The sequence below is a fragment of the Caloramator proteoclasticus DSM 10124 genome (assembly GCF_900129265.1).
Taxonomy (GTDB): Bacteria; Bacillota; Clostridia; order Clostridiales; family Caloramatoraceae; genus Thermobrachium; species Thermobrachium proteoclasticum.
This window is the reverse complement of sequence record NZ_FQVG01000026.1, coordinates 1-24,533: the sequence shown is the minus strand read 5'-3', so window position 1 is coordinate 24,533 and position 24,533 is coordinate 1. Positions and strand designations below refer to the sequence as shown.

Genomic DNA, 24,533 nt, shown 5'->3' with positions numbered 1-24,533 from the left:
GAAAAGCTTTTCATATTTAATTTACCATATTATAATTCAACCTTCAACTAAAATTTAATCTATCTATATTATCTCCAAAAGTTGCCTAAGTCCATCAATAACAAAATCAGGATGATAGCTTAAAACTTCATTTAAATCAAGTACCGTATATTTTACAAGACAAGTCTTTGAACCTGCATTTTTACCACATTGAATGTCATAGTGGCTATCCCCTACATATAAAACTTCGCTTGGTGATATGTCAAGTCTTCTACAGGCCTCAAGTAGAGGTTGTGGATTTGGTTTGTGTTCACTTGTGTCCTCCATTGCAATTATTACGTCCATTAATTCAAGCAAATTAAAATACTTAAGTCCCCTCTCTGCCATATGCTTTCTTTTAGATGTTACTACACCTATTTTAATTCCTCTATTTTTAAGCTCCTCCAATGTCTCCTTGGCATTATCCATTAGCTTTATCATACTGTCGTGTTTTTCTTCATTGTATTTTACATAGGTTTCATACATCTCCTCAACCTTTTCCTTATCATACCTTTCAAGAGTTAGCCTTAATGGTTCACCAAAATATCTCACTATTTCTTTATCATCTAAATCTCTGTTTAAATGCTTTTTTATGGTATGTTTATAGGATGATATTATAAGCTGATTTGTGTCTAAAAGAGTTCCATCTAAATCAAATAAAACTGCCTTAAACATATGCTCCCTCCTAAAAAACTAACTTATAATCTATCATATCATAAATACATATTATTTCAAAACCTTGTAAAAATAAATGATAAGATATTGTTTCCGAACAAAATATTAAAGTATAATGGTAGATATTATTTTTTAAATCATATATAATATATCGTATTATAATGATATTATGGTAAAGAGGTGTTTTTATGGTTCTTTCAACATTAGACTCTATTAAAAATTTTATAAAAGAAAATACAATGTGCATTGTATATTTTTCAAGTGAGGCTTGCAGCGTATGCCACGCACTCTATCCTAAAATAGAGGAGGCTTTAACAAACTACCCAAATATAAAGCTTGCAAAGGTTGAAATTACAAACGTTCCTGAATCTGCTGGAGAATATTCTATATTTACATTTCCTACAATACTTATATTTATAGACGGAAAAGAAATAGCCCGAAAATCAAGAATAATAAGCATTGATGATTTTCAGGCAACTGTTGACAAATATTATTCACTTGTGTTTTAGTTAACAAAAGGGATTCGCCCCTTTTGTTAACCTATTTAATCAGCTCATCTATCCATTTATTATTTGTATCTATTACATATGCTATATATTTATATTTTTGACCGTCATATCCATAATATATTTCAATACTTCCCTTTGACTTTTCAATTCCATCAAAAATTATTTCGTCTTTATACTGGTAGCTATTACTTAATATATCTCTTTTTAGGTTATTCACTACAAATTTAATCTTGTCTTTGTCATTAATTTCAACTTCATTTTTATCCTTGATAAATATCATAACCTTATCGAATTCCTTATCATCTATATTGAATATATTATAATTTATTTTCTTATAACCCTCATCCAAAGATATTAATTTCATATACTCATTATATTTACTGTCAAAACTTCCTTCATAAAGCCTTTTTATTTCTCTCCCATTTTTAAGTTTATATACTATATAAATATTATCTGATTTACTATAATCCCTTTTAAGGGATGTTATATGTTGCTGTAGAGAAAGTATTTTTTTAATTGTTTCTTTGTTTGTTATATGAAACCTTGGTGCTTTAAACTCATACTCCATATCGTAAATAATCTTTTTATTATTAGATATACATACACTCTCAACATCATCTAACTTTGGAGGACTGTGTCTAAATATTATTTCCGTTTGACTAATTAGCAGAAATATACACCATATAGACACAACAATTAAATATCCCTTTAAATTTCTATAAACTTTGAAATTCCTTTTTAATAGTGCCTCAGATAAATAATATCCGAAAAAAGCACCTATTAATCCCCACATAAATACTGTAAATATGTCTCCTTTTGCTATCATTGTAGCTAAACTTGAAACTCCAAACATTAACAATGCTGTATTAAAATATTTTAGTGCTTCGGCTATAGAATCAAAAACGATTAAATTTCTTGCCTTTTCGTTTTTCCTTTTTGTAAAAAGTACATAGGATAGTAAAAAATAAATTAGTATTGTTAAAATCAAATATATATATCCAGTAAAACCTGCTTTACTAAATACAATTTCGCTATTTAACCAGCTCAACAGTGGAAATAAATAAGCTATAAATGACTTATTTGATGTTAAAAGTGTTACACTATCCTCCAAGTGCAAACCATAGAAAACAACATTCAAAAATGAATTTAGAACACTTATGAAAATAAAAGGGATAAAATTAATTAATAATCCACTTGATATATGAAACAATGAGTTTGATGTAATAATACCTATTACTAAACTTTGTAAAAAGAAAATTATGCAAATTAATAGAAGCATTATATAATAATTTAATATTATACTCTTTTTCATTAATTCATTTACACCAAATGCAAAATAAATTACTTCCGTTATTAAAAAATTAACAAAGATTGGAGTAAAAAACAAAACAAAACCCGCAAAAAACTTATTTATAAAAATATTCTTCTTTGAAAATGGCAAACTAAAGATATGAATGTTACTTCTATACCCTTGTACTTCACGGATTAAAAGCATACCTACTAAAATACTTAAAATCAATATACAAAATATAAAGTAGTCTGATTGATAATTAAACATTTGTGTAAAGGTAAATATTAATTCTTCCTTATCTGTTACCTTTGATAGTGAAATTAGCATATTTAAAGGTATATTTAAAAAGATTAGAATTAAATACATAAGGCCTACAACCCAAAACCTTTTTAAATCATTTTTAAATATTGAATTAATAGTTGATGTTCTCATACTCATACCCTATCCCCTCCATTTCATACATAAAAATTTCCTCAAGCGTAAGTGATACAATATCAAATAAAATTGGATTATAGGATTGGATAGTTTTTTCAATCTCAATCCTTTCTCCTTCAACTACAAGCACCCACATTCTCCCCTTTTGTACAGCTTTTATTAGCTTTATCCTTTTCATTAGCTCTTCAGGCATTCCATCATTAAAGGCAACTTCTACTTTAAAAATACTGCTTTTTAGTTTTTCTACTTCTTTTTCTAAAATTACTTCTCCACTATGGAGTATTGCAACATAATCACAAAAATCCTCAAGTTCCCTTAAATTATGTGATGATATTAATACTGTAAGTTGTCTATCTATAACCTCATGGAAAATCAATTTTTTCACTCTTTGCCTTATAACTGCATCAAGGCCATCAAGCGGTTCATCCAAAATTAAAACATCTGTATTTGTTGATAATCCAAGCCATATTGCAACTTGCTTTTGCATCCCCTTTGACATATTCCTAACTTTTTTGTTTTCATCTATTTTAAATATACCCCTTAGCCTTTCATACTTAACCTCATCCCAAGTTTCATATACTGTTTTATAAAAATTTGCCATATCCTTTACTGTATATCCTGGATAAAAATATGGATTATCTGCTATAAAAAATATCTTCTTTTTTGCCTCAACATTTTCATAAATTTCTTTTTCATTCAAAGTCACAGTTCCTCTATCCTTTTCAAAAATTCCTGTCACCGTCTTTAATAAAGTTGTTTTTCCTGCACCATTTGAACCAATAAGTCCATATACTACTCCCCTTGGTATATATAGGCTTACATTCTTTATTGCCTCAAAATCATCGTATTTTTTATAAAGTCCATTTACCCTTAACATTATCTTACCTCCTTAATTTTTATAGCATCTTCTAAAACCTTTATAAAATCCTCCCTGTCCATTCCTAAATAAAGCCCCTCAAGCATAAGCTTCTTTACCTCTTCTAAAATCTTTTCTATCTTTTCTTTGTTAATATCTCTATCCTTTAAAGGTGCTACAAAGCTTCCTTTACCAGGTATTGAATATATATATCCTTGATTTTCAAGCTCCCTATAAGCCTTTTGAATTGTATTTGGGTTTATTGTTAAATCATTAGATAGTGCCCTAACAGATGGGAGTTGCTCGTGCTCCTTCAACAACCCCTTTATAATGAGTTCCTTTATCTTTTCAAATAGCTGTTCATAAATAGGAACTCTACTTCTCACATCAAGTTCAAACATAAATTCACCTCCATTTCCCTACTTTATCACCTCTTCAATCCATTTGTTACCTGAACTTATTTGATAATCTAAAATTTGATTATCTCTGTCTATTCCATATTTTTTATAATATTGTGGATATAGGGTAATTCTTATTGTGCCTTCAAAAGTACTTAAATCATATCTATCATTCAAAATATCCTCCCTTAAGTTTTTGCATACATAATTTATTTTTTCGTTATCCTTTATCTCATATGTTTTATTTTTATATATAACTACAACATCCTTTATATGCTCTGGTTTTATACGCAAAATATCATATTCAACAGTTTTAAAGTCTTTATCCTTTGATATTTGCTTTAAATACTCTTCTTCCTTTATTGTATAGTCTGTTAAATATTTTCTTTTTACTATTGAGCCATCCTTTAATTTATAAACAATGAAAGTAGAATTAACTTCATAAGGAATCTGCTTTAAACCAATTAAATAATTCTGTAACTCAATTATTTGTGCTATTGTATTAGGATTTCTTATAAGGTAATTGAAATTATTTCTTTCAATAGATTTAAATTTATGCTGTTCTATTGTAACGTACGCTCCTTCAACCTCCTCAACTTTAGGTGGCGTATGGCGATAAACTATGTCTGTTTTACCCAGAACAAATATAACAATAATCATTAATAATACATATACATAAAATCCCTTCATATATTTAAAAACAACTATTTCCCTATGAAGCACCATTTGTGAAACATAATGTCCTAAAAACGCACCTATAAAACAACCTATAGTTACTCCTATAAAACTTTTAGGCAACATATTAATTATAATTATTCCAAATATCAACATTGTAATAAAAGTCACAACATACACAAATACAGGTTCTAAAAATTTAAATACAATTAATCTATTAATGTTCTCATTTTTTCTGTATAAAAACAGTGCAAAGGATAAAATGAATATAAAAATTATGCTCATTAAAAATAAAATCAAGTCCTTGCTCTTAAATAACTCTAAAGTTAAACCTGCCATTATGCTAAATGGAAAAAGATGTGGTAAAATTGTCTCTTTAAACTGTTCATACCTACCAATTAAAATGTTTTCTAATAACATATTCAAAAGTTTTACAATACCATAGGGCAGTACACAAAAAGTAAAACTAAAAAGAGCATTAAGAAGATTATTTGTTGTCATTGTTGAAAATAAAACGCTATACATAAAAAAGATTGTACTTAAAATGAAAACTAAAATATAATACTTTAATATAATTAATTTTAAAATGTTGTAGTAATTAGTTTTCAATAATAAGAGATAACAAAGTATAACATTAAATAGGCAGGCAATTAATATAAGAAAAATACCTACTAAAACTTTATTTATAAAAATTTCCTTTTTGGTAAAGGGCAGGCCATATAAATGATTATTGGAGCTATAATTTTGTGCTTCACTAAATATAACAACACCAAGTATGATTGAAAAAATAACAATACCTAAAATATATATACCATTTTCTGAATTAAATCTAAAAATAGCATATGGGTTTATGTCCTCTATATGTTTAGAATAGCCAATTAGATTAAACAGCTTAATCGGTATAAATAAACTTAAAAACAACCCATATATCAATCCAAACAGTCCAAATCTTTTAAAATCGTTTTGAAGTATCGGATGTATATGCCCCCTTTTCATTCTAAACCCTCCTTAATAACCTTTTTTTAAACACATTCTATTACATTTATTAATCTATTTAGTAGAATTCAATAACCCCTCCCCCTGTATTACGTGTATTATCTGTATTATTTCGTTTAGTACAGTTATATTATATTCTACTTCTTTGTTTTTGTAAATACTTTACTGTAAATATTTTTCTAAAACAAAAAAGACGAAGCATTTTTCTACTTCGTCTTTTTATTACTTATATACTTTATTTCATATCTAATTTCCCAAGCTCACCAAAATCCCCCTGCATCTTATCAAACAATTCTTTCCCTACAAAAAACTTATATATGTCCTCTGCCTTCTCCTTTATATTAATATCATTAAACCTTTCTGGATAAACTGTCTTTCCTATAAAGTAAGCATTAACTAAAGCTGTATCAATATTAGTGCTATAAAAATTATATGGTAACTGTGAATAAACATTGCCCTCTTTAAATGCAGTAAGTGAATCATAGAATTTTGTATTTTTACTATAATCCTGTTTAACTATTTCAAGTCCACCTAAATCAATAAATATTATATTTGGGTTCCACTCAACCAACTTTTCCTTATCAATCATAACACTTCCTGTTTTTCCTGTTTCATCTGCAAGGTTTTTAATATTTAATGCTGTAAAAAGTGAATATTTACCCTGTGTACTTTCTATACCGTGCATTCCCTTCATTCCAAGAGCACCAATATATACAGTAGGTCTATTTTCATCCTTAATATCGGCTGTTCTTTTTTCTAAATCCTTTTTTGCATTTTCTATAAAATCCACTACTTGATTTGCTCTTTCTTCTTTATTTATAACCTTACCAATTAGCCTTAAAGATTCATTAACTGCATTATCAAATAAAGATGTTTTTCCATAGCTTATTGCTATAACTGGAATACCTGTTTTATTTTGAAGATTATCTGCCTCTGCCTTATCCTTTGCATAGGTAGTAAAAATAACATCTGGTTTAACTGCTACAATTTTTTCTGGGTCTGGTGGATTATTAGGGCCTCCAAGTCCAACTACAGGTAAATCAATAAGTTCTTTATTTGCTATTATATATGGTCTTCCCTTGGCATTCTTCTTTTCAAATTCCTCAATTCCAACAATCTTATCTTTTCCTCCTACATATATATAGAGCCTTAATGCCCCTGGCCCTATTGCCACAACCCTTTCAACATTCTCCTTAATCTTTACTTCTCTTCCCAGCAAATCTGTAATTACTTTTTCCTTTCCATTATTCTTTACTTCTTCACTGCTACATCCTACCATAAAAATAGATAAAAGAAATATAATAATTGATAAAAGTAATGCAAACCTTTTTTTCACTTAAATCCCTCCATCAAATTGGTATTATTATTTTTTTATTACTTATATTTTCTATTTTTACATCTACAGAATAAACATCTCTAATTGACTCTTCTGTGATAACTTCTTCTCCTCCTACCGAATATATCCTGCTATCCCTCATTAATATATATTTATCTGCAAATCTTAATGCTAAATTTAAATCGTGTATTACAACAACAACTGAAATGCCATTTTTCTTTGCAATGTCCTTTATAAAATCTAAAACCTCAATTTGATTTTTTAAATCTAAGCTGCTGGTCGGCTCATCAAGTAGTAATACCTTAGGTTGTTGTGCAAGTGCTCTTGCTATTAAAACCTTTTGGAATTCTCCACCACTCAATTCGTCTATATATTTCAAACTATAATCTTCAAGAGAGAGATTTTTCAGTATGTCATTTACAATATCAATATCCTCATTAGTTGCATCAATCTTAATATAAGGTCTTCTTCCTAATAGAACAGCATCAAAAACCGTCATTCTTGTTGTATTTGTTCTCTGTGGAACATATCCAATATTTTTTGCAATATCTATCTGATGCATTTTAGTTATATCTATACTATCAATAAAAACACATCCACCTTCAGGTGTAAGTATCCTATTAATACACTTCAACAGCGTAGATTTTCCAGCACCATTTATCCCAAGAATTGCAACACATTCTCCTCTATCTATACTAAAACTTACTTTATCTAAAACCAATTTACTATGATAGGAAAATGTTAAATTATCTACCCTTAATATCATCTTCTACCCTCCCCCTTTATTAAAAGATATAGAAAAAGGGGAGCTCCCAAAAAAGATGTTAAAACTCCAACTGGAAGTACTATCGGGCTTATTATAGTTCTTGCAAGTGTATCTGATAAAAGTAGTATAATTGAGCCTAAAATTGTAGAAGTGGGGATTAAAAACCTCAAATCACTTCCAACAATTCTTCTCATTATGTGTGGTGCAATAAGACCAATAAATCCTATAACACCTATGAAAGATACTGCTGTTGCTGTTACTAAGGAAACTAACACTAAACTTCTTATACGAACTTTTTCTACATCAACACCTAAAGATTTTGCAACATCATCTGATGCCTCTAATGTATTATAATCCCATCTGTGAATGTAGAAATATATATATGATATTAAGGTTGTAGCTGACATAATTAAAACCTCTTTATAGGATACCCTTCCTAAATCTCCAAAGGTCCAAAAAACAGCTGCAGCAACTTGATAGTCCTGTGCAAAATACTGTATAAGCGTTGTAGCTGCAGTAAAAAGAGAACCTAAAGAGACACCTGAGAGAACTATTGCCTCTTTACTAAAAAATTTAAGTTTTGCAAGTTTTACAACAATAAGTGTTGCAATCATTGAAAATACAAAGGCACATATACTCACTAAGTATGGATTATTTATTATTATCGCATCCTTTGTACTACTTTGGGTTAAACCTGCATCTAAAAGAATTATTGCAACGTTGGCACCGAAGGCTGCTGCATTGGAGATACCAAGGGTAAAGGGTGATGCAAGAGGATTTTTTAAGTTATTCTGCATTATACAGCCTGAAATTGAAAGTGCTGCACCTGCAACAACTGCAGCCAGTATTCTTGGAAGCCTTATCCTCCAAAGAACTAAGTTCGCAGTTTCATCCGTTATACCTGTAAAAAAACTAATTAAATTTAATAAAGTGGTACTACTTGCACCTAAATTTAAAGCTATAAAGGACAGTATAAATAAAATTATAACGAGAACTGCAAATACAAACTTTTTTCTACCTACATATCTTTTATACATAATTTCTGCCTGCATTTTTACCATCCCCTTGTATATTCCTTAAAGCAGTCTAAACAAACCTTCTTATTGTTTTGAATTCTTATTCTATGTTCTGCAGTAGCCTCTCCACATTCTTCACAAATTATACTGTTAAAAAGTCTTGCCTTTTCAGGAAGCTTAGTATTTAAAGGCTTTATGTCAAATACCTCCTCTGCTGGTGCCTCTAAAATATACCTTTGATTTTCTTCTCTTGTTATTTCTCTTTTTAAAGGTTTTAATACTACTCTTATTCCTTCTCCTGTCTGTCTTTTAATAAAAGAAAAGGCCATTTTTCCCCTGTCTTTAAATAATAAATTACCCTTTCCCATCGTACATCCTGTTATAACTTGTACAGCATCAACACCACAGGCATCATTTTCAGTTATGCATACAACCTCCTCATCTTTAGAAAAGGTTAAATTAAGTTTTTCTACTGCAATTTCACAGGCTCTAAATCCTATTGCAAGCCCTGGGCACTCGTGTCCGTGAAACTCCACACATTTTTTCCACAATTCTTTATTCATACCTCAACCTCCTAAATAATTTTTATTAGTAAAAGAAATACAAAAAATAACCCACGAAGGATTTAACCCTTCGTGGGTTTAGCTCTGTTTTAAAAATCTTACCTTATGTGGAACTTCGTGTTCCTCATCTATATTAACAAAATATAATATTTTAGTCAATATAAATTATTTTTTAACAATATCACTTATTTTAACCTCGTATCCCTGTAAAAACTTAGATCTTATTATTTCTGTAAATTTAAAGATAAAAGGTTCTGAGTATTGATTGTTTTCACCTAAAGTGTATATCATTATATGCTCCGTATGAGGATTTATAATCCAATATTCCTTAACATTAAACTTCTCATATAAATAAAGCTTTTTCACATAATCAACTGATGCATTCGATGGTGAAACAACCTCTATTATAAATTCAGGTGCTCCTATACAGCCCTTATCATCTAACTTTGTTTTATCACATATAACTGAAATATCCGGTTGAACTACATTTGTACAGCTATCTTCTGTCTGACCATCATCTATTAATCTAACATCAAAGGGGGCTACATATACTTCACAGGATAGTGAATTACCTTCTATATAATTTCCTATACTTCTTGATAATTCAGTTATTATCTTTTGATGAATTCTTGAAGGTGCCGGAGTCATAGCATAAAACCTTCCATTAATAAGTTCATATCTATTGTCATCTTCTTTGTTCTTATAGTCGCTATAAGTATATATTTCAAGTCTTTCAGGCAATACCATAAAATCACCCCTATTTGCCTTTTTTATAATTGTACCACAAATTTATCAGTAGATTAATCTACTTTAGGAAATCTGTAGTGCCCTACTATTTTTGGATACCACCATAAAAGATCATCCGCCTCCAAAGAATAGGTTTCATATTATTTATTTTTTCATTTCCATTATGTTTTCTAAATAATGTACTGCAAAACCATAATTATTGTAGTTAGTTTTATAGTAATCATTCACCTTATCTATCTCATTCCACATAAAGTTTATACCTTCTTGATAGAAGGTTACATAATCACCTTCACTGGTATTGCCTGTTTCAACTGAAATCATAATTTTTTTATTATACTTTTTAGCATATTCCATTTCATTTTTTACTATATCTATTATTGTTCCTGCCTTGTCCCTATAGGTCATTACATTTATTATATCAACTATTGAGACTACATATTCAGCCAAACTCATATTATTGCTCTTAATTATTATTTCATCAAACCAAAATGGTATATCAACTGCAATATTTAAATTGTTCTTTACTCCAAAATCCTTAAGGTATGATATATAATCCATATACTCTAATACTGCTTGGTTTCTACTGCTATTCCATAACTCCAAAAGATAAGGCTCAGAATCAAGATGTACCCCATAAAATTTTTCTTCTTTTACTTTTGAGTTATATTTTACAACCCAATTTAAAAATTTATTAAGCTCCCTTCTTTCATTCTTTAATACCCATTCAGGATTTCCATCTAATGCATAAACCTTTATTCCATACTTATTTGCATTTTTAATAAAATTTCTGTAATATGAATAATTTAAACTCTGATCTATTTGAATATAAACTTCAGTAAAGCCATTTGCATTTAAAAATTTTACAACATAATCTGCATTTTTAACTATTTTATTTGTATCCCAAAGCCAAGTACCATAAGGTACCTTATATATAGTACTACTTAAAAGCCTTTTATTTTCTACAACCTTCTTTATAACTTGCCTTTTACCTTTGGAATTTACTTTAGACTTAGCAGTGGCAGGAATAGTTGAAATGGATATAAGTATAAAAAAGATTAGCAAAAAAGAAATACCTCTTTTTAACATATTATTCCCTCCTTATATAGAGACATTAGGTTCTCCATATAAGGAGAACCTGGCAGTCTGGCAACCATAGAGCATTGCTCCTTAGGCCCATAACTTTGCGTCCTTAGGTTTCCCTAAGTTTGCCCTTTTCAGGTTTTGTTTATTCTTAATTTAATTTTATCACTTTAACAAAACAAATCAATCATTTTCCTCACATCTACACCACTTTTTACACTTCTCAGCCTTTTTACTACACATAACTTTATTAGAACCACAAACAGGACACTTTGTTTTGTCATATTCAACATTTATATCATATTCATTGCCGCAATCAAAACACTTAAATTTACAGTGCTTTGTTACAAAATGCCCTCCTCCAATTCTTATTGCCTTTCCTTCTGTTAGTGCTATCGCTACCTTTTTTCTTGCACTATCTATGATGTTTTGAAAGGTCTGTCTTGAGACATTCATTCTCTCTGCACAGTCCTCCTGATGAAGCTCTTCAACATCCTTTAGTCTCATAGCCTCAAGCTCTTCGACCTTCAAAACCACCTCATCTAAGGAGCATTTTGGAACATTTGCTGGGACAAAATACTCCTCCTTTGGTAAATTTTCTACCATTCTGTATTTAGTAGGTCTTGGCATATACCCCTCCATTAATTTAATTTTTTCATTATATCTAAAACAATTGGTGTAAATATTTTATCAAATTCTATTCTATCTTGTGTTAAATCATTGTAATTATTTAGACTTTGAGTCATTGGAAGTTCGCCTAAAATATCAACTCCCATTTCTCTATATTCTTCCTCTGCCTTTTCTGAATTAAATAGCCTTATCTTTTTTCCACAATCTGGGCAGTTAATATAACTCATATTTTGTATAACACCTAAAATATCAATATTAAGCTTTCTTGCCATATTTATTGCCTTCATAACTATCATTGTAACTAAATCCTGAGGAATTGAAACCATTACAACTCCATTTATAGGAATTGACTGCATTACAGTTAGTGCAACATCAGATGTTCCTGGAGGCATATCTATTATTAAATAATCTAAATCCTCCCACAAAACATCAGTCCAAAATTGAGTTATTACACCAGAAATTACAGGTCCCCTCCATAATACAGGCTGATTTTCATCCTCCATTAAAAGGTTAACTGACATCACTTTAATACCATCTTCAGTTTCAACAGGTAGTATATACTCCTCTGTTCCCCTTGCCTTCTCTCTTATATTAAGAAGTCTTGGTATACTTGGGCCTGTAACATCTGCATCCATAATACCAACACTATATCCTAACTCATTTAGTTTTTTAGCAAGCAGAACTGATACAGTTGATTTACCAACCCCACCCTTTCCACTCATTACTGCTATTACCTTTTTTATTCTATTGTTTGGATTTATTTGTACCATACAAGTTTCTTTGTCCTTTGAACAGGATGAATTTGAAGGACAAGTACTGCAATTTGACATAACATCACCCCTTTTTAGCATTTGCTATTATTAGAATATACCTATTTAACAAATATGTCAAATAGATTGTTGACAAAAATGATATATTGTAATAATATGATATTGTTATATTATTATTTAATTATTTTCTTATATTTCGGAGGTGTTATAATGACAAACAAAGATAAACAAACCATAATTATGGTACTTGGTTTAATGGCGTTTTTGGCCAATGGAGACAACTATGCTGCTGCTCCACTTATAATAAATATTGCAAAGGATTTAAATTTAAGTTTAACAACTGCCGCAGTATCTGTTACTGCATATATGCTATCCTTTGGTCTATTTACAATCCTATTTGGACCACTTGGAGACAGATTCGGAAAAACAAAGATTATAAACATTGCTGCCTTTGGTACAGCAATATTTAGTATGCTTGGTGCCTTTGCATTTAACTTACCTTCGCTTGTATTCTTTAGAGCAGTAAACGGTGCCTTTGGTGCTGGTATATTCCCTGTTACTATGGCACTTGTTGGAGAAGTTTTTGAACCACAGGAGAGACAAAAATCCATTGGTAAGGTTATGGGTATGATGTTCTTAGGTGGTGCATCTGCAACACTTATCGGGGGAGTACTTGCATACTTTGGTTCTTGGAGAGCTGTTTACTTTATATATGGACTTGGAGAACTTATACTTGCAATAGTAATGCTAAAGAAACTACCAAAACTTCCTGGAAGAATTGATAAACTAAATTTAACTGGTGTTTATAAGCAGGCACTTTCTAATGGTAAGCTTGTAGCTGTTGTGTCAACTATTATGCTTGTTGGATTTAGCGTATTTGGTAGCTTCACATATACTGGAAAACTTGTTCAATCTAAGACAGGATACAACATTTTAATTGTAGGTATTGTATTAACTTCCTTTGGTATTGCAACGGTTATAGGTGGAAGAATAGCACCAAAGCTTAGAGCAAAACTACAAAATAAATTCCTTTTAGTTTTAGGATTAACAGGTTCAGTATCACTTTATCTACTATCTGCAACTAATTCAACAGCTTTAATAGTAGTTGCTCTATTTGGATTTGGTCTTGCCTTTGTTTCACTACAATCAACACTTGTTTCAACAGCACAAGAAACTATGCCTACACTTAGAGGTACTGCTATGTCCCTTGCTTCCTTTAATATGTTTGTAGGTGGTGCAATTGGAACAAGCGTAAATGGGAAAATAATAAATCTATATAATAACTACAGCTATGTATTTATTGGTGCATCAATTGCAATGCTTCTTGTTTCCTTCATAGCGACATATACAGTAAAAAACGCAATGAAAAAATAAAGCAGGCTTTCGCCTGCTTTATTTTTATGCTACTTTTTTCTTCCTTCTTGAATCGTGGATTACAAATGCAGCACCTATCATAATTGAAGCTGCACCTGCTCCAAATAGGGTTGTTATGTCTACTACTGAACCTGTCTTTGGTAATTTACCATCTTTATTTTGTTCAGCTCCTTCATTATTGGTTGCTTCCTTATCATCTGTTGTTTTATCATCGTTTTGTATTTCATCATTAGTTGTATCTTCAGTATCCTTTATTTCTTCAACCTTTGTTGTGCTTAACTTCCAATTCTTTTCTACAGTATTTGCAATTGTTCCATATTTCTTGAAGTATTCTATCATTAAGCTTCTTACTTGTCCATCATCTCCAAGTGCCTTTTGTGAATCATATACAACTATACTTGGATCTGTATTACTTATTCCAGCAGCAGCCATAAATCCACCGCCACCATTGTATCTGTAGTTGTTAATTGCTACTGTAAATACATCAGTATCCTTTATTAATTTGCCCTTATATCTTAAATTCTTAATTCTATTTCCAACAGGTTGTGTTAAATCAATATCGTATGTTGCACCATATAATTGGTCAAGATTGTAATCAGGAATGTTTAGTACTGGATCCTTTTCTATCTTATCTGTTGGGCTTTGAACTTGCTTATAGTATCTTGCTGACCATTCTAACCAGTCCTTCAACTGCTTTCCTGTCATCTTTATACCATATAGGAAGTTTTCATAAACATATACTGACATAATATCTTGTATAGTTACATCACCTTGTGGTATATAAGCCTTTGAACTTAATGGTGCCGCTATTGAAAGTTGTGTTCCTGCTGCTTCCATCTGAACTTTATTTATAAGTTCCATTATAGCAGTAGGTTCTATTGTTTGATTTAAACCTGTAAATTCTCCTGTAGCCTTTCCTACAACTGTTTTAATATATTCTATAGTCTTATCTTGATATGGCTTAATTAAATTAACAATCTCTATATCTTCTTCAATTGTGCTATCCATCTTTACGTTCTTTGCTGATACTGAATATGTTCCATCTTGATTTACATAGATATCAATTTGTGATATATATTGTGCCCATTTTCCTGGTTCAGTAACTATCACATTCTTTCCTTCAGGATTTTTATATGCATTTTCTGTAATTAAGCTGTGTGCGTGTCCTGCAACAATTGCATCTATTCCGCTTACATTTTGAGCAATAGCCTTAATTTGGTTTTCTGGTATTATATCTGTTTGTTTTTCTTCTCCGCTGTGTGCTGATACTATTACAACATCAGCACCCTTATCCTTAACTTCCTTAACCCACTTCTTTGCCTCTTCAACTAAGTCTTTAAATTCTAATCCCTTGTAGTTTTGTGGTGATTCCCAGCTTGGTATAGTTTTAGTTGTAAGCCCTATAACAGCTACCTTAACTTCCTTCCCATCTACATTAAAGGACTTAATAATATATGGTTTTACAAAGTTTTCTCCATTTTCTTTATACGTATTTGCAGATAATACATTAATATTATTTTTCTCAGCATCCTTAATTACTCTATTTAAAGTATCAAGACCATAGTTATATTCGTGGTTTCCTAATACCCAAGCATCATATCCCATTGCACCCATTACCTTCATCATTGGATATTCTGCTGTTTTATCTATCATATTGTAATAATAAACAAGTGGTGTTCCTTGAATTGTATCTCCATTGTCTATTAACATTACATTTGGATTTTGAGCTCTTAGGTTTTTAACAAAAGTTGATACCTTAGCAAGACCTTGTCCAATTTCTACTCCCTTTGAATCAACTGGTGGCTTTCCTGTAGCATAATCAAAGTTTAGCACATTTCCGTGAACATCTGATGTTGCAACTATTGATATTGATTTTTTAAGATTTGTTATTCTATTATTCATAGTTGTTTCTACTTTTCCTGTTTCTTTAACTGCATCAATTAAAGCATCTCTTACTAAAATAAATGTGTTATTCTTTGGATCTGCACCGCCTGCTCCTACAAATGCTGTGAATCCATCTCCACCTGTTGCCATAAAATCATTAGTAACAACCACTAATTTTTCTGTATCTGAAATTGTTTTACCATTTTCTCTTATAATATCAACAACTCTGTCTCCTGATGGTCTTGTCGGATCGTATTTTACCTTTAATCCTGAAACTTGTATTCCCTTTCCAGCATCCATAAAAGCTTGTTCTAATACTGCCTTTAATTGTGCCTTTGTCATTTCAAGTTTAACTAAAGTATTGTCAAAGGGCATTAAGTAGAAAATTGTACCAACAGTTATATCCCCTGCTGGAATATCTATTCTTATACCGCCATTATTTTGAAAAGCAACATCTGCATTTAATTTCTTTCTCATTACATCTGTAACCCAGTTTCCAAGATATGATTCACCGTATGGGCTTTGTTTTTGTGTTCTTGTTAAGTTTTTATCTGTATAACCAATCTTGACATCAAATATTGGCTTTAAGTCTTGATATGCCTTATCTACTATAGCTTGTACCTCTGCATCATAAACTGGTTCTGCTGTTTTATACCCTGAAGCATTATCAAGTGCAATATAACTTCCTGTGAAGCTTGGTTTGCCATCCTTAACTGTCATTTTTACGTGAATATAGCCCTTTCCACTTGAATTTGCTATATACACCGGAATACCATTTTCTGCCTGTGTATAAACTATTGTATGTGAATGTCCTCCAAATACTGCGTCAACACCCTCTAACTTATTTGTTATATCAAATATCTTACCTGTTTTGCCTGTCTTGTCGCTTCCTTCGTGAATTAGTGCTAATACAACATCTGCCTTATTGTTATCTCTTATATCCTTAACAACTGCATTTATTTCTGTTACTTCATCCTTAAACTCAAAGTTTTCTACATTTTTAGGAAGAACTATTGTTGGGGTTTCTGTAGATATAGCACCAACAACTGCTATTTTTAAACCATCCTTTTCTAAAATCTTATATGGTTCAAATACTCTTTTTCCTGTTGTTTTGTCATATAGATTTGAACATACAAAATCATATTTAGCAACTGGCTCTTCCTTATGCATATTTACGATTTTGTCTAATCCCCAATCAAATTCGTGATTTCCAAGTGCAGTTACATCAAGCCCTACATTATTTAAAAATTCTTTAACTGGTTTTCCTAAAAGTACATTTGAAACAGGTGAACCCTGATATAGGTCTCCGCCGCTTAGGAAAATAAACCTATCTGGATTTGATTGTTTAACCTTTTTAATTCTGTCTCCTAAGACAGCTGCAACCTTGTTATTAGAAGAATCCTGTAAAGTTCCGTGAAAATCTGTAATTTCAATGATGTCATAAACCTTTTCAGTTGTCTCTGCCTGTGCTAAGGTTATAAGTCCTGGTTGTAACATCGACAAAATCAGTAACAAACTAAGTATAAAACTGGTAACCTTAGCACCAATTCTTTTGATTCTCATATTTTATTCCCCCTTCATTTTTTTGGTGCATTATCTATTATATAACTTTTGTTTAATTGTGTAAATATTATGAATAAAATTTTAGAAATGGTTTTCTGTTTTTTATGTTTTAAAATATTTGCAGGATTTTTTTCACAAATGTTGAATTATTTATATAGAAACAAATAGGAAGGGGAAGGGGCATGCAAAGTTTGATATGCGAAAAATCACTTTATATACTTGAAAATATGCCTGTTTTAATAGATGCTCTTGATGAAAATGGAAATATAATTCTATGGAACAAGGAGGCCGAAAGGGTAACAGGATATTCTAAGGAAGAAATAATAAACAATCCCGACGCCTTTAAGCTTTTATATCCTGATGATACATATCGAAGCTATATTCTAAGCCTTGTTCCAGAGCTTGAAAATAACTTTAGAAATCTTGAAACCACTATAACCTGTAAAGATGGAAGTCAAAAGGTTATATCTTGGTCAAACGTTTCATCTTTATACCCAATCGAAGGATTATCCCTTTGGGCTGTTGGGGTTGATATTACTAAAAGTAAAATGGCAGAGGAAAATCTAAAAAACATTACAACTGAACTATTGTCTATAGTTAAAGCCTTTCCAGACCTTTATTTTAAAATAGATAAGGATACAACAATACTTGACTTTAGAACCTATAATAGGGATGATTTGTATGTATCTCCAGATAAAATAATTGGAAATAAAATAATAGATATGCTGCCAATGGATGTGGCACTTCTATACAAATCAGCAATCGATTATACATTAAGTACAAAGAAAATAAAATCAATTGAATATAGTCTTTCCTTTGATTCTTCCAAACAATACTTTGAAGCAAGGATTGTAGCACTAAACGAAAATCAGGTTATTGCAGTTGTAAGAAACATAACAGAAAAAAAGCTTATAGAAATTAAAAATTTAGAGCAGCAAAAAAGATATAAGTCCTTTTTTGACTACAGTCCTGATATGCTTTTAGAGGCAGACATATACTCTGGTTATATATTTGTTGCAAACCCTACTTTCTTTAAAATAACTAAAATTGATAAGAATGAACTTGAAGAATTTACTATATACGATTTATTTAATATAGAAAACCAAATAACAAGTAAAGAAGCAATTGATGCATTGTTAAAGGGAGAACCAATAAAGTTTGAAACCAGATTGGTAAACAGATTAAATGAAGAGTACTTCCTTGAACTAAACATAATGCCTATATTAGATAACACTCTTTTAGATAGAATATTCATTTATGCAAAGGATATAACCGATTCTAAAAAACTTGAAGAGAGCAGGAGGAAAATTAAAGAGCTTGAGGAATACGAAAATATACGTTCAGAGTTCTTTGCTAATATATCCCACGAGTTTAGAACTCCTTTAAATATCATTTTAGGTTCGATACAGCTTTTAGAATTATACCTTAAGAAAAATAAAATTATTGATGACAATGATACTCTATACAAATATAACAAATCTATAAAACAAAACTGTTTTAGGCTATTAAGGCTTGTTAATAACCTAATAGATATAACAAAAGTAAATGCCGGATATATGCAACTTAATCTATGCGTATGCAATATAGTATCTTTAATTGAAGACATAGTTCAATCTGTTGCCGATTATATTAATTCAAAAAATATTGAAATTATATTCGATACTGATATAGAAGAAAAATATATAAAATGTGACAAAGATAAAATTGAAAGAATAATACTAAATCTGCTCTCTAATGCAATTAAGTTTACACCCGAGAATGGTAAAATAATTGTAAATATAAGGGATTTAGAAGAGTACACTTGCATTTCTGTTAAGGATACTGGAATCGGCATACCTCTTGATAAACAGGATATAATTTTTGAAAGATTTAGCCAGGTAAATAAGTCTCTATCAAGGGAACGCGAAGGAAGTGGGCTTGGTCTTAATATTGTTAAATCATTTATTGAAATGCACGGGGGAGAAATTAAATTAATAAGTGAAGAAGGAAAAGGTAGTGAATTTATAATTTTACTACCAAATAACTTAGATAAAGAGGTAAATTGTGAAATAGGTACAATAAGTAATTTTAATAATGTTGAGAGAATTTCAATTGAATTTTCTGATATTTATTTTTAATTCTCTCACATTTTTTTATTTTATTGAATATATATATAGTATGCCGCATTTTTTAAACAAATGTAAATGGGAGGGGTTAAGATGGAAGTTGATTTGAATGTTAATGATTTAACAATCCTGTCTGCAAAATATATAGACAGTGAACTATATTCACTTACAAACAAAATTTACTCTAACATAAACATAAATAAATATATTGGAAATGGTTTTAACATATTTTCTGCTAAATACTTAAATAATATGTCCTCAATTAAAAGTAGCACAATAATTGAAAACTTTTATAACGACAAGTATTTCTTCTTCAGGTCTGATATAAAGAATATCGAAAAGGAAGTAAATAAAATTGTTGATAGCTGGATTGAGGAATATTTTAAAAATAAAACCGAAAATATAAATACATCTATAAACAAAATTATAAACATAATAAAAGCAAATAATAATTACCAAGTAAATTATAGAATCAGTAAAAATAATAAATTGCACGATATAAATAAATTCTACTATGACTTAACCATAGGTAAAATAACCAACGATATAAACTCAATTTTGATAAATAGACTTAACTATCATAAGAAATAAAAGATGCCACCCAGAGAAGGTGGCATTTCTATAATATGGATAATGTCACAATTCACCTGGGTGGCACTCTATATAGTTTTCCCTTTCTGATATTTGGCCTAAATTGTGGGCATCTGAATTCTTAATAAGTATATAGGTGTTTTTTAATAATTTACTATTAATTAGTTTATTGATTTTTTCATAACTTGAATATTCTAACGTCTTTATATCTAAATAATCTGGAATAAAGCCTAAGTTTGATATTATGCTATAGGTATCCTTATCTATATGTGCTGGTATAAATTGTCCTCCTAACTCCTTTACCCTATAAAAAGCCTCGTCTATTGTTATGTCAGCAGAATTTAGCAGCAATTTCTCCTCATACCCTACTATCTCATCATTTTCATTAAATATTATCTGATTTCCAAATATATCTGGTTTATTTTTTATGTTGGGCAATCTGTTATAAACAAATTCTTGAAAACAAAGTGCTGAATCTAAATCCTTAAAAAGGCACAGAACGTGAACTTCCTCTTTAGTCTGAAGTTCCATACCTGGTATAACCAACATTCCTACCTTTTCTGCTACCTTTAAACAGGCCTCAACATTTTTACAGCTGTTGTGATCTGTTATAGCAATAACATCAAGTTCCTTTATTTTTGCCATATTTACTATGTTATTAGGAGTCATATCATCATCTGCACATGGAGAAAGCCCTGTGTGTATGTGAAAATCATAATAGAGTTTCATACTCATACACCTAACTTATTTAGTTCAATACATATTTCATATGCATTTAAATTGGATTGAAGTACTGGTATTTTTTCATCATTAGCTTTATTTAAAGTTGCTTCTTCAACCTCTATATTTTCAGGAATAATTACACAGGAAAATTCTAAAAGGGTTGCAACAGCAATAATGTTTGGATGTATTTGAACTGTAATCCAAGCATTGTTTTGCTTTCCGTGGGACATAACCCAGCTTAAAAGGTCGCAGGTATAAACTCCCTTAACTTCTCTATCAAGTCCATCTCCTCCAGCTAAAACCTTAAGATTTAGGGCATCAACTATATCTTTAACCTTCATTATTAAAACCTCCTTCATTTAAAAATTTGCAGTCCTTTAAGCTTGCAAGCCCCTTTGCAACGTCCTCAGCAAAGGCCTTACAAGAAGGCGATCCACAAAGACCACAGTCAGTTCCTGGAAGCATATTTATTATTTTGTTCATACTTTTTATCATTTTAACCGCACTTTCAAAGTTTGTAGAAATCTTTTGAGTATCCCTATGCTCACTGCTTTCTTCATCACTTACTAATTTGCTTTCGATATCGGAAAAATCGTGTATTTTATAGGTAAAATCAATCTTACTATTTAAATTCTTTGTTATTCTTTCTGCATTATATGGGTTTTCTACAAGCAATAGTCCTCCTAAGCATCCATTAGGACAGGCCATTGCTTCTATATAATCTATATCATCTAATCTTCCATTTTCAACATCATTTAATACCTTTATAACATTCTTTATACCATCTACAGAAATTGAATTTTCTATACCAATTGCCTCACACTGTCCTCCAGAGTATGCCCACATCAGCCCAGTTCTTGAAATAAATGAATTTTTATCATCAGCCCTTCCTTTTATATGCTTTAACAATTTAGGATATATATCACTTATTGGTATTGCACCATTTATCCTTATATTTTCATTTTTAGATATTTCGCTTATCTTAGTCACCCAACTTGGACAAGGAGTTAAAAAGAATATCCCTACATCTTCGTTTTTATATCCCATTTCCTTATATTTCTCTCTAATTATAAGAGCTGAGATTTCAATTGGTGTTAGCATTTTAACTAAATGACCTACTAAACTTGGATATTCAGTCTCAACAAGTCTTACAACTGTTGGACACAATGTAGAAATTGCAGGTTTTTCTACCCTTTCTAAATCCTTTTTTAATGTCTCAGATGCTATATCACAGGAAAAGGTAATGTCAAATACCTCATCAAATCCAAGCTTTAAAAGTCCCTCATTTATAACATCAGGCTCTACATTCTTGCCAAATTGTGAATATAAGGTAACAGATGGTATTGCTATTTTCTTCTTATACCTTTGTATATCATCTAATGAATTTTTTATAGAAATATGAGCCCCATATGGGCAAACCTTTATACATTCACCACAATCTATACATTTTTCGTTATATATTACAGCCTTACCACCCTTTACTCTTATAGCTTCAACTGGGCAATTCATCATACATTTAGTACATCCTATGCACTTTTCAGAAATCAAAGCAACTGAATGGAATAGTTGTTTCATATTATCACCTTAATTAAAATAAATTATAATCTTTATTTCTGTAAATTTCCCCACCTCTGACTTTATATAAAATTCGTCACTGCTTCTTTTTATATTAGGAAGACCCATTCCTCCTCCAAATCCCATCTCTCGTGCAACATCCGATGCAGTTGAATAACCCTCCTGCATCGCAAGTTCAATATTAGGAATACCTGGTCCATAATCATAGGCAGTAATTTCAATTTTATCATTATATATTTTAGCCTCAATATAGCCTCCAACACTGTGAATCACAATATTCATTTCTGCCTCATAACAGGCAACACAAATTCTCTTTACAATATCACTTCTTACACCAAGCTGGTTTAACAGCTTTTTAAGATTACTGGAGGCCTCTCCTCCTCTAATAAAATCACCACTAACTACATCATATTTAACAGAAAGTAACTCCTCCATTAGTCCTTGTCAACTCCTTTTAATCCGTTACTATAAAGTATACCACAGGTTGTAAACATAGTATGACGTGTTGCAAGTATACAAATTCCCTTCTCCTTTGCAAGCTCAACTATTGTTTCATCTGGTCTTTTATTCCTTACAAAAATAATACATTTAATGTCGAGCATCTCAGCTGTCCTTATTGTTTGAATATTGGTTAGCCCTGTAATAAGAATTGTATCTTTGCAAGTAAGTGCCAAAACATCGCTCATTAAATCTGAACCAAAGGCACATACAGTTTCCATCGAGAGCATCTCTTCATTGCATAAAATTTCCGCACTTATCAACTCTTTAATTCTGCTTAATTTCATATATACATTCCCCCGTTATAAGATATATATTAATATTATAATTTTTCCGAAAATTTTTCAATGTTATTTTTTTGATAAACTAAAAAAGCATCAACCATTTAAGGTTAATGCTATAAAATTTACTTCTCAAATATCAATCCATAATGGTGTTCAGATACATCAATTTCCAAAACAAACTTCAATCCTTCTTCCTCAAACCATTTTATAACTTCTTCTTGAGATATTCTATGGTTAGCTGGTGGACCGTAATTTGTTTCTCTCTTCCTCCACTCTATTACAAAAACCCTACCGCCAATTTTTAATACTCTTTTTATCTCATTAATATACCTACTTTTATCTTGTATTTCGTGCAAAACATTTGACAGCAGAACATAATCAGAAATGCTATCTCCTACAGGAAAAGAATACTCCTCACACTTTTTATACTCTATGTTTTCTATACCTGAAGACCTTTCCTTTGCAAGTTCTAACATTTCATCTAATATATCAATCCCAATAACCTTACCCTTTGCCAAGATTTTTGCTGCAGGTATTGTAAAATAACCTATACCACATCCTATGTCTAAAAATATCCCTTCTCCATTTTGTTTTAATCCAAACTTCTCTAACGTCTTAAATGGGGGCATATATTTTCTTCTTGTAGGATTATCAAGTTTTGCAGCATTCATAGGGTTAAATTTGTGCATATTATTCACCCCTTACTTCTAATTTTTAAGTAGCATATCTCCTAATTTGTCTATAGGAAGTGCCTTTGCTATATAATAGCCCTGTATTTTATCACATCCTAAATCTCTTAATGCCTCAAACTGTTCTTTAGTCTCTACCCCTTCTGCCACAACCTCATAGTTAAAATAGTGGCAAACCTCAATAAACTTTTTAGCTAAATAATAGTATTTTTCATCTATTAATATTCCTGAATTATTCATGGAATTTATTTAAAAGAGTTCTATAGCCCATATTAACTTAATTTTTTACTAAACTGCATTTCACTTAAAAAGTGAAATAAAAACATGAAAAAGAGGGCCCAAATTTGTTATAATATAGTTGCTAAACAAATACCAAACAAAGGGAGGGTTCTCAATGTTTAGTTTATATGATATTTGTTTAGAAAGCAATAGTAAAATACGATTAAATTTTGATGGTGGTGACTTATCTTCTGATACAGGATTGTT

General features: G+C 30.6%; 25 protein-coding genes and 1 riboswitch. Of the genes, 4 read left to right on the top strand and 21 right to left on the bottom strand.

The genetic code is table 11. From position 1 onward, the window contains the following. Positions 1-63 precede the first annotated feature (63 nt). Entirely contained in the window at positions 64-693 is a 630-nt protein-coding gene (ppaX, locus tag BUB63_RS07335) for a pyrophosphatase PpaX (RefSeq protein WP_073248803.1), read from the bottom strand. Between the two features lie 188 nt (positions 694-881). On the opposite strand from ppaX, the gene BUB63_RS07330 reads away from it, so the two are divergent. Then, on the top strand, positions 882-1,202 hold the full coding sequence (locus BUB63_RS07330; RefSeq protein WP_073248801.1) for a thioredoxin family protein: 321 nt from the start codon (positions 882-884) through the stop codon (positions 1,200-1,202). Positions 1,203-1,233: 31 nt separating this feature from the next. On the opposite strand, the gene BUB63_RS07325 is transcribed toward BUB63_RS07330, so the two are convergent. From BUB63_RS07325 to BUB63_RS07270, 12 genes are all read right to left on the bottom strand, one after another. Next, the gene (locus BUB63_RS07325) at positions 1,234-2,931 is read right to left on the bottom strand and encodes an ABC transporter permease (RefSeq protein ID WP_073248799.1); all 1,698 of its coding nucleotides are present in this window, start codon (positions 2,929-2,931) and stop codon (positions 1,234-1,236) included. Next, complete coding sequence (locus BUB63_RS07320; RefSeq protein WP_073248797.1) at positions 2,906-3,805, bottom strand: ABC transporter ATP-binding protein; 900 nt, start codon at positions 3,803-3,805, stop codon at positions 2,906-2,908. The genes BUB63_RS07325 and BUB63_RS07320 overlap by 26 nt, the downstream gene beginning before the upstream one ends. Continuing rightward, positions 3,805-4,185, bottom strand: a complete 381-nt coding sequence (locus tag BUB63_RS07315) for a GntR family transcriptional regulator (protein ID WP_027308480.1) — start codon at positions 4,183-4,185, stop codon at positions 3,805-3,807. Before BUB63_RS07315 ends, BUB63_RS07320 begins: the two co-directional genes overlap by 1 nt. An 18-nt stretch (positions 4,186-4,203) precedes the next feature. Then, on the bottom strand, positions 4,204-5,853 hold the full coding sequence (locus BUB63_RS07310) for a transient-receptor-potential channel family protein (RefSeq protein ID WP_073248795.1): 1,650 nt from the start codon (positions 5,851-5,853) through the stop codon (positions 4,204-4,206). Positions 5,854-6,088: 235 nt separating this feature from the next. Further along, a complete protein-coding gene (locus BUB63_RS07305; RefSeq protein ID WP_073248793.1) occupies positions 6,089-7,189 on the bottom strand; it encodes an iron ABC transporter substrate-binding protein in 1,101 nt (366 codons plus the stop codon). 13 nt (positions 7,190-7,202) lie between these two features. Beyond that, entirely contained in the window at positions 7,203-7,955 is a 753-nt protein-coding gene (locus BUB63_RS07300) for an ABC transporter ATP-binding protein (RefSeq protein WP_073248791.1), read from the bottom strand. After that, a complete protein-coding gene (locus tag BUB63_RS07295) occupies positions 7,952-9,007 on the bottom strand; it encodes a FecCD family ABC transporter permease (RefSeq protein ID WP_242947354.1) in 1,056 nt (351 codons plus the stop codon). Before BUB63_RS07295 ends, BUB63_RS07300 begins: the two co-directional genes overlap by 4 nt. A gap of 2 nt (positions 9,008-9,009) precedes the next feature. Further along, positions 9,010-9,534: an FmdE family protein gene (locus tag BUB63_RS07290; RefSeq protein WP_073248787.1), complete on the bottom strand. Its 525-nt coding sequence runs from the start codon at positions 9,532-9,534 to the stop codon at positions 9,010-9,012. A 165-nt stretch (positions 9,535-9,699) separates the two neighbouring features. Continuing rightward, entirely contained in the window at positions 9,700-10,281 is a 582-nt protein-coding gene (locus tag BUB63_RS07285; protein ID WP_073248785.1) for a Uma2 family endonuclease, read from the bottom strand. A 144-nt stretch (positions 10,282-10,425) separates the two neighbouring features. After that, positions 10,426-11,367 (bottom strand): hypothetical protein, encoded by a 942-nt coding sequence (locus BUB63_RS07280; protein ID WP_073248783.1) that lies wholly within the window; start codon positions 11,365-11,367, stop codon positions 10,426-10,428. Positions 11,368-11,415: 48 nt separating this feature from the next. Next, positions 11,416-11,501, bottom strand: a riboswitch (cyclic di-GMP riboswitch). 43 nt (positions 11,502-11,544) lie between these two features. Next, positions 11,545-11,991, bottom strand: a complete 447-nt coding sequence (locus BUB63_RS07275; RefSeq protein WP_073248781.1) for a DUF134 domain-containing protein — start codon at positions 11,989-11,991, stop codon at positions 11,545-11,547. 11 nt (positions 11,992-12,002) lie between these two features. Beyond that, the gene (locus BUB63_RS07270) at positions 12,003-12,821 is read right to left on the bottom strand and encodes an Mrp/NBP35 family ATP-binding protein (RefSeq protein WP_027308474.1); all 819 of its coding nucleotides are present in this window, start codon (positions 12,819-12,821) and stop codon (positions 12,003-12,005) included. 150 nt (positions 12,822-12,971) lie between these two features. On the opposite strand from BUB63_RS07270, the gene BUB63_RS07265 reads away from it, so the two are divergent. Further along, positions 12,972-14,135, top strand: a complete 1,164-nt coding sequence (locus BUB63_RS07265; RefSeq protein ID WP_073248779.1) for an MFS transporter — start codon at positions 12,972-12,974, stop codon at positions 14,133-14,135. 24 nt (positions 14,136-14,159) lie between these two features. Here BUB63_RS07265 and BUB63_RS07260 read toward each other — a convergent pair whose 3' ends face one another. Then, on the bottom strand, positions 14,160-17,582 hold the full coding sequence (locus tag BUB63_RS07260) for a 5'-nucleotidase C-terminal domain-containing protein (RefSeq protein WP_073248777.1): 3,423 nt from the start codon (positions 17,580-17,582) through the stop codon (positions 14,160-14,162). A 182-nt stretch (positions 17,583-17,764) separates the two neighbouring features. Between BUB63_RS07260 and BUB63_RS13225 the strand changes: the two genes are divergently transcribed. Together BUB63_RS13225 and BUB63_RS07245 are read left to right on the top strand one after the other, a co-directional pair. Further along, positions 17,765-19,699 (top strand): ATP-binding protein, encoded by a 1,935-nt coding sequence (locus tag BUB63_RS13225; RefSeq protein WP_084106604.1) that lies wholly within the window; start codon positions 17,765-17,767, stop codon positions 19,697-19,699. A gap of 81 nt (positions 19,700-19,780) precedes the next feature. Then, positions 19,781-20,278, top strand: coding sequence for a hypothetical protein (locus BUB63_RS07245; RefSeq protein ID WP_073248775.1), 498 nt, complete (start codon positions 19,781-19,783; stop codon positions 20,276-20,278). Positions 20,279-20,323: 45 nt separating this feature from the next. Here BUB63_RS07245 and BUB63_RS07240 read toward each other — a convergent pair whose 3' ends face one another. The 7 genes from BUB63_RS07240 to BUB63_RS07210 form a co-directional block, all read right to left on the bottom strand. Beyond that, a complete protein-coding gene (locus BUB63_RS07240) occupies positions 20,324-21,007 on the bottom strand; it encodes a PHP domain-containing protein (RefSeq protein WP_073248773.1) in 684 nt (227 codons plus the stop codon). Positions 21,008-21,009: 2 nt separating this feature from the next. Beyond that, a complete protein-coding gene (locus BUB63_RS07235; protein WP_073248771.1) occupies positions 21,010-21,342 on the bottom strand; it encodes a DRTGG domain-containing protein in 333 nt (110 codons plus the stop codon). Next, positions 21,332-22,576: a [Fe-Fe] hydrogenase large subunit C-terminal domain-containing protein gene (locus BUB63_RS07230; RefSeq protein ID WP_073248769.1), complete on the bottom strand. Its 1,245-nt coding sequence runs from the start codon at positions 22,574-22,576 to the stop codon at positions 21,332-21,334. Before BUB63_RS07230 ends, BUB63_RS07235 begins: the two co-directional genes overlap by 11 nt. 9 nt (positions 22,577-22,585) lie before the next feature. Beyond that, complete coding sequence (locus tag BUB63_RS07225; protein ID WP_027307851.1) at positions 22,586-23,011, bottom strand: ATP-binding protein; 426 nt, start codon at positions 23,009-23,011, stop codon at positions 22,586-22,588. After that, the gene (locus BUB63_RS07220) at positions 23,011-23,361 is read right to left on the bottom strand and encodes a DRTGG domain-containing protein (RefSeq protein ID WP_027307852.1); all 351 of its coding nucleotides are present in this window, start codon (positions 23,359-23,361) and stop codon (positions 23,011-23,013) included. Before BUB63_RS07220 ends, BUB63_RS07225 begins: the two co-directional genes overlap by 1 nt. Positions 23,362-23,480: 119 nt before the next feature. Then, positions 23,481-24,047 (bottom strand): class I SAM-dependent methyltransferase, encoded by a 567-nt coding sequence (locus tag BUB63_RS07215; protein ID WP_073248767.1) that lies wholly within the window; start codon positions 24,045-24,047, stop codon positions 23,481-23,483. An 18-nt stretch (positions 24,048-24,065) separates the two neighbouring features. Further along, positions 24,066-24,287, bottom strand: a complete 222-nt coding sequence (locus tag BUB63_RS07210) for an EAL domain-containing protein (protein ID WP_073248765.1) — start codon at positions 24,285-24,287, stop codon at positions 24,066-24,068. Positions 24,288-24,533 lie beyond the last annotated feature (246 nt).

Excerpts from the sequence above, each read along its gene's own strand:
- BUB63_RS07330 (WP_073248801.1), top strand. The coding sequence starts at position 882 with ATGGTTCTTTCAACATTAGACTCTATTAAAAATTTTATAAAAGAAAAT.
- BUB63_RS07310 (WP_073248795.1), bottom strand. The coding sequence starts at position 5,853 with ATGAAAAGGGGGCATATACATCCGATACTTCAAAACGATTTTAAAAGA.
- BUB63_RS07245 (WP_073248775.1), top strand. The coding sequence starts at position 19,781 with ATGGAAGTTGATTTGAATGTTAATGATTTAACAATCCTGTCTGCAAAA.
- BUB63_RS07210 (WP_073248765.1), bottom strand. The coding sequence starts at position 24,287 with ATGAATAATTCAGGAATATTAATAGATGAAAAATACTATTATTTAGCT.
- BUB63_RS07300 (WP_073248791.1), bottom strand. The coding sequence starts at position 7,955 with ATGATATTAAGGGTAGATAATTTAACATTTTCCTATCATAGTAAATTG.
- BUB63_RS07220 (WP_027307852.1), bottom strand. The coding sequence starts at position 23,361 with ATGAAATTAAGCAGAATTAAAGAGTTGATAAGTGCGGAAATTTTATGC.
- BUB63_RS07235 (WP_073248771.1), bottom strand. The coding sequence starts at position 21,342 with ATGAAGGTTAAAGATATAGTTGATGCCCTAAATCTTAAGGTTTTAGCT.
- BUB63_RS07280 (WP_073248783.1), bottom strand. The coding sequence starts at position 11,367 with ATGTTAAAAAGAGGTATTTCTTTTTTGCTAATCTTTTTTATACTTATA.
- BUB63_RS07265 (WP_073248779.1), top strand. The coding sequence starts at position 12,972 with ATGACAAACAAAGATAAACAAACCATAATTATGGTACTTGGTTTAATG.
- BUB63_RS13225 (WP_084106604.1), top strand. The coding sequence starts at position 17,765 with ATGCAAAGTTTGATATGCGAAAAATCACTTTATATACTTGAAAATATG.
- BUB63_RS07260 (WP_073248777.1), bottom strand. The coding sequence starts at position 17,582 with ATGAGAATCAAAAGAATTGGTGCTAAGGTTACCAGTTTTATACTTAGT.
- BUB63_RS07320 (WP_073248797.1), bottom strand. The coding sequence starts at position 3,805 with ATGTTAAGGGTAAATGGACTTTATAAAAAATACGATGATTTTGAGGCA.
- BUB63_RS07225 (WP_027307851.1), bottom strand. The coding sequence starts at position 23,011 with ATGGAGGAGTTACTTTCTGTTAAATATGATGTAGTTAGTGGTGATTTT.
- ppaX (WP_073248803.1), bottom strand. The coding sequence starts at position 693 with ATGTTTAAGGCAGTTTTATTTGATTTAGATGGAACTCTTTTAGACACA.
- BUB63_RS07230 (WP_073248769.1), bottom strand. The coding sequence starts at position 22,576 with ATGAAACAACTATTCCATTCAGTTGCTTTGATTTCTGAAAAGTGCATA.
- BUB63_RS07270 (WP_027308474.1), bottom strand. The coding sequence starts at position 12,821 with ATGTCAAATTGCAGTACTTGTCCTTCAAATTCATCCTGTTCAAAGGAC.
- BUB63_RS07315 (WP_027308480.1), bottom strand. The coding sequence starts at position 4,185 with ATGTTTGAACTTGATGTGAGAAGTAGAGTTCCTATTTATGAACAGCTA.
- BUB63_RS07290 (WP_073248787.1), bottom strand. The coding sequence starts at position 9,534 with ATGAATAAAGAATTGTGGAAAAAATGTGTGGAGTTTCACGGACACGAG.
- BUB63_RS07275 (WP_073248781.1), bottom strand. The coding sequence starts at position 11,991 with ATGCCAAGACCTACTAAATACAGAATGGTAGAAAATTTACCAAAGGAG.
- BUB63_RS07285 (WP_073248785.1), bottom strand. The coding sequence starts at position 10,281 with ATGGTATTGCCTGAAAGACTTGAAATATATACTTATAGCGACTATAAG.
- BUB63_RS07215 (WP_073248767.1), bottom strand. The coding sequence starts at position 24,047 with ATGCACAAATTTAACCCTATGAATGCTGCAAAACTTGATAATCCTACA.
- BUB63_RS07295 (WP_242947354.1), bottom strand. The coding sequence starts at position 9,007 with ATGCAGGCAGAAATTATGTATAAAAGATATGTAGGTAGAAAAAAGTTT.
- BUB63_RS07325 (WP_073248799.1), bottom strand. The coding sequence starts at position 2,931 with ATGAGTATGAGAACATCAACTATTAATTCAATATTTAAAAATGATTTA.
- BUB63_RS07240 (WP_073248773.1), bottom strand. The coding sequence starts at position 21,007 with ATGAAACTCTATTATGATTTTCACATACACACAGGGCTTTCTCCATGT.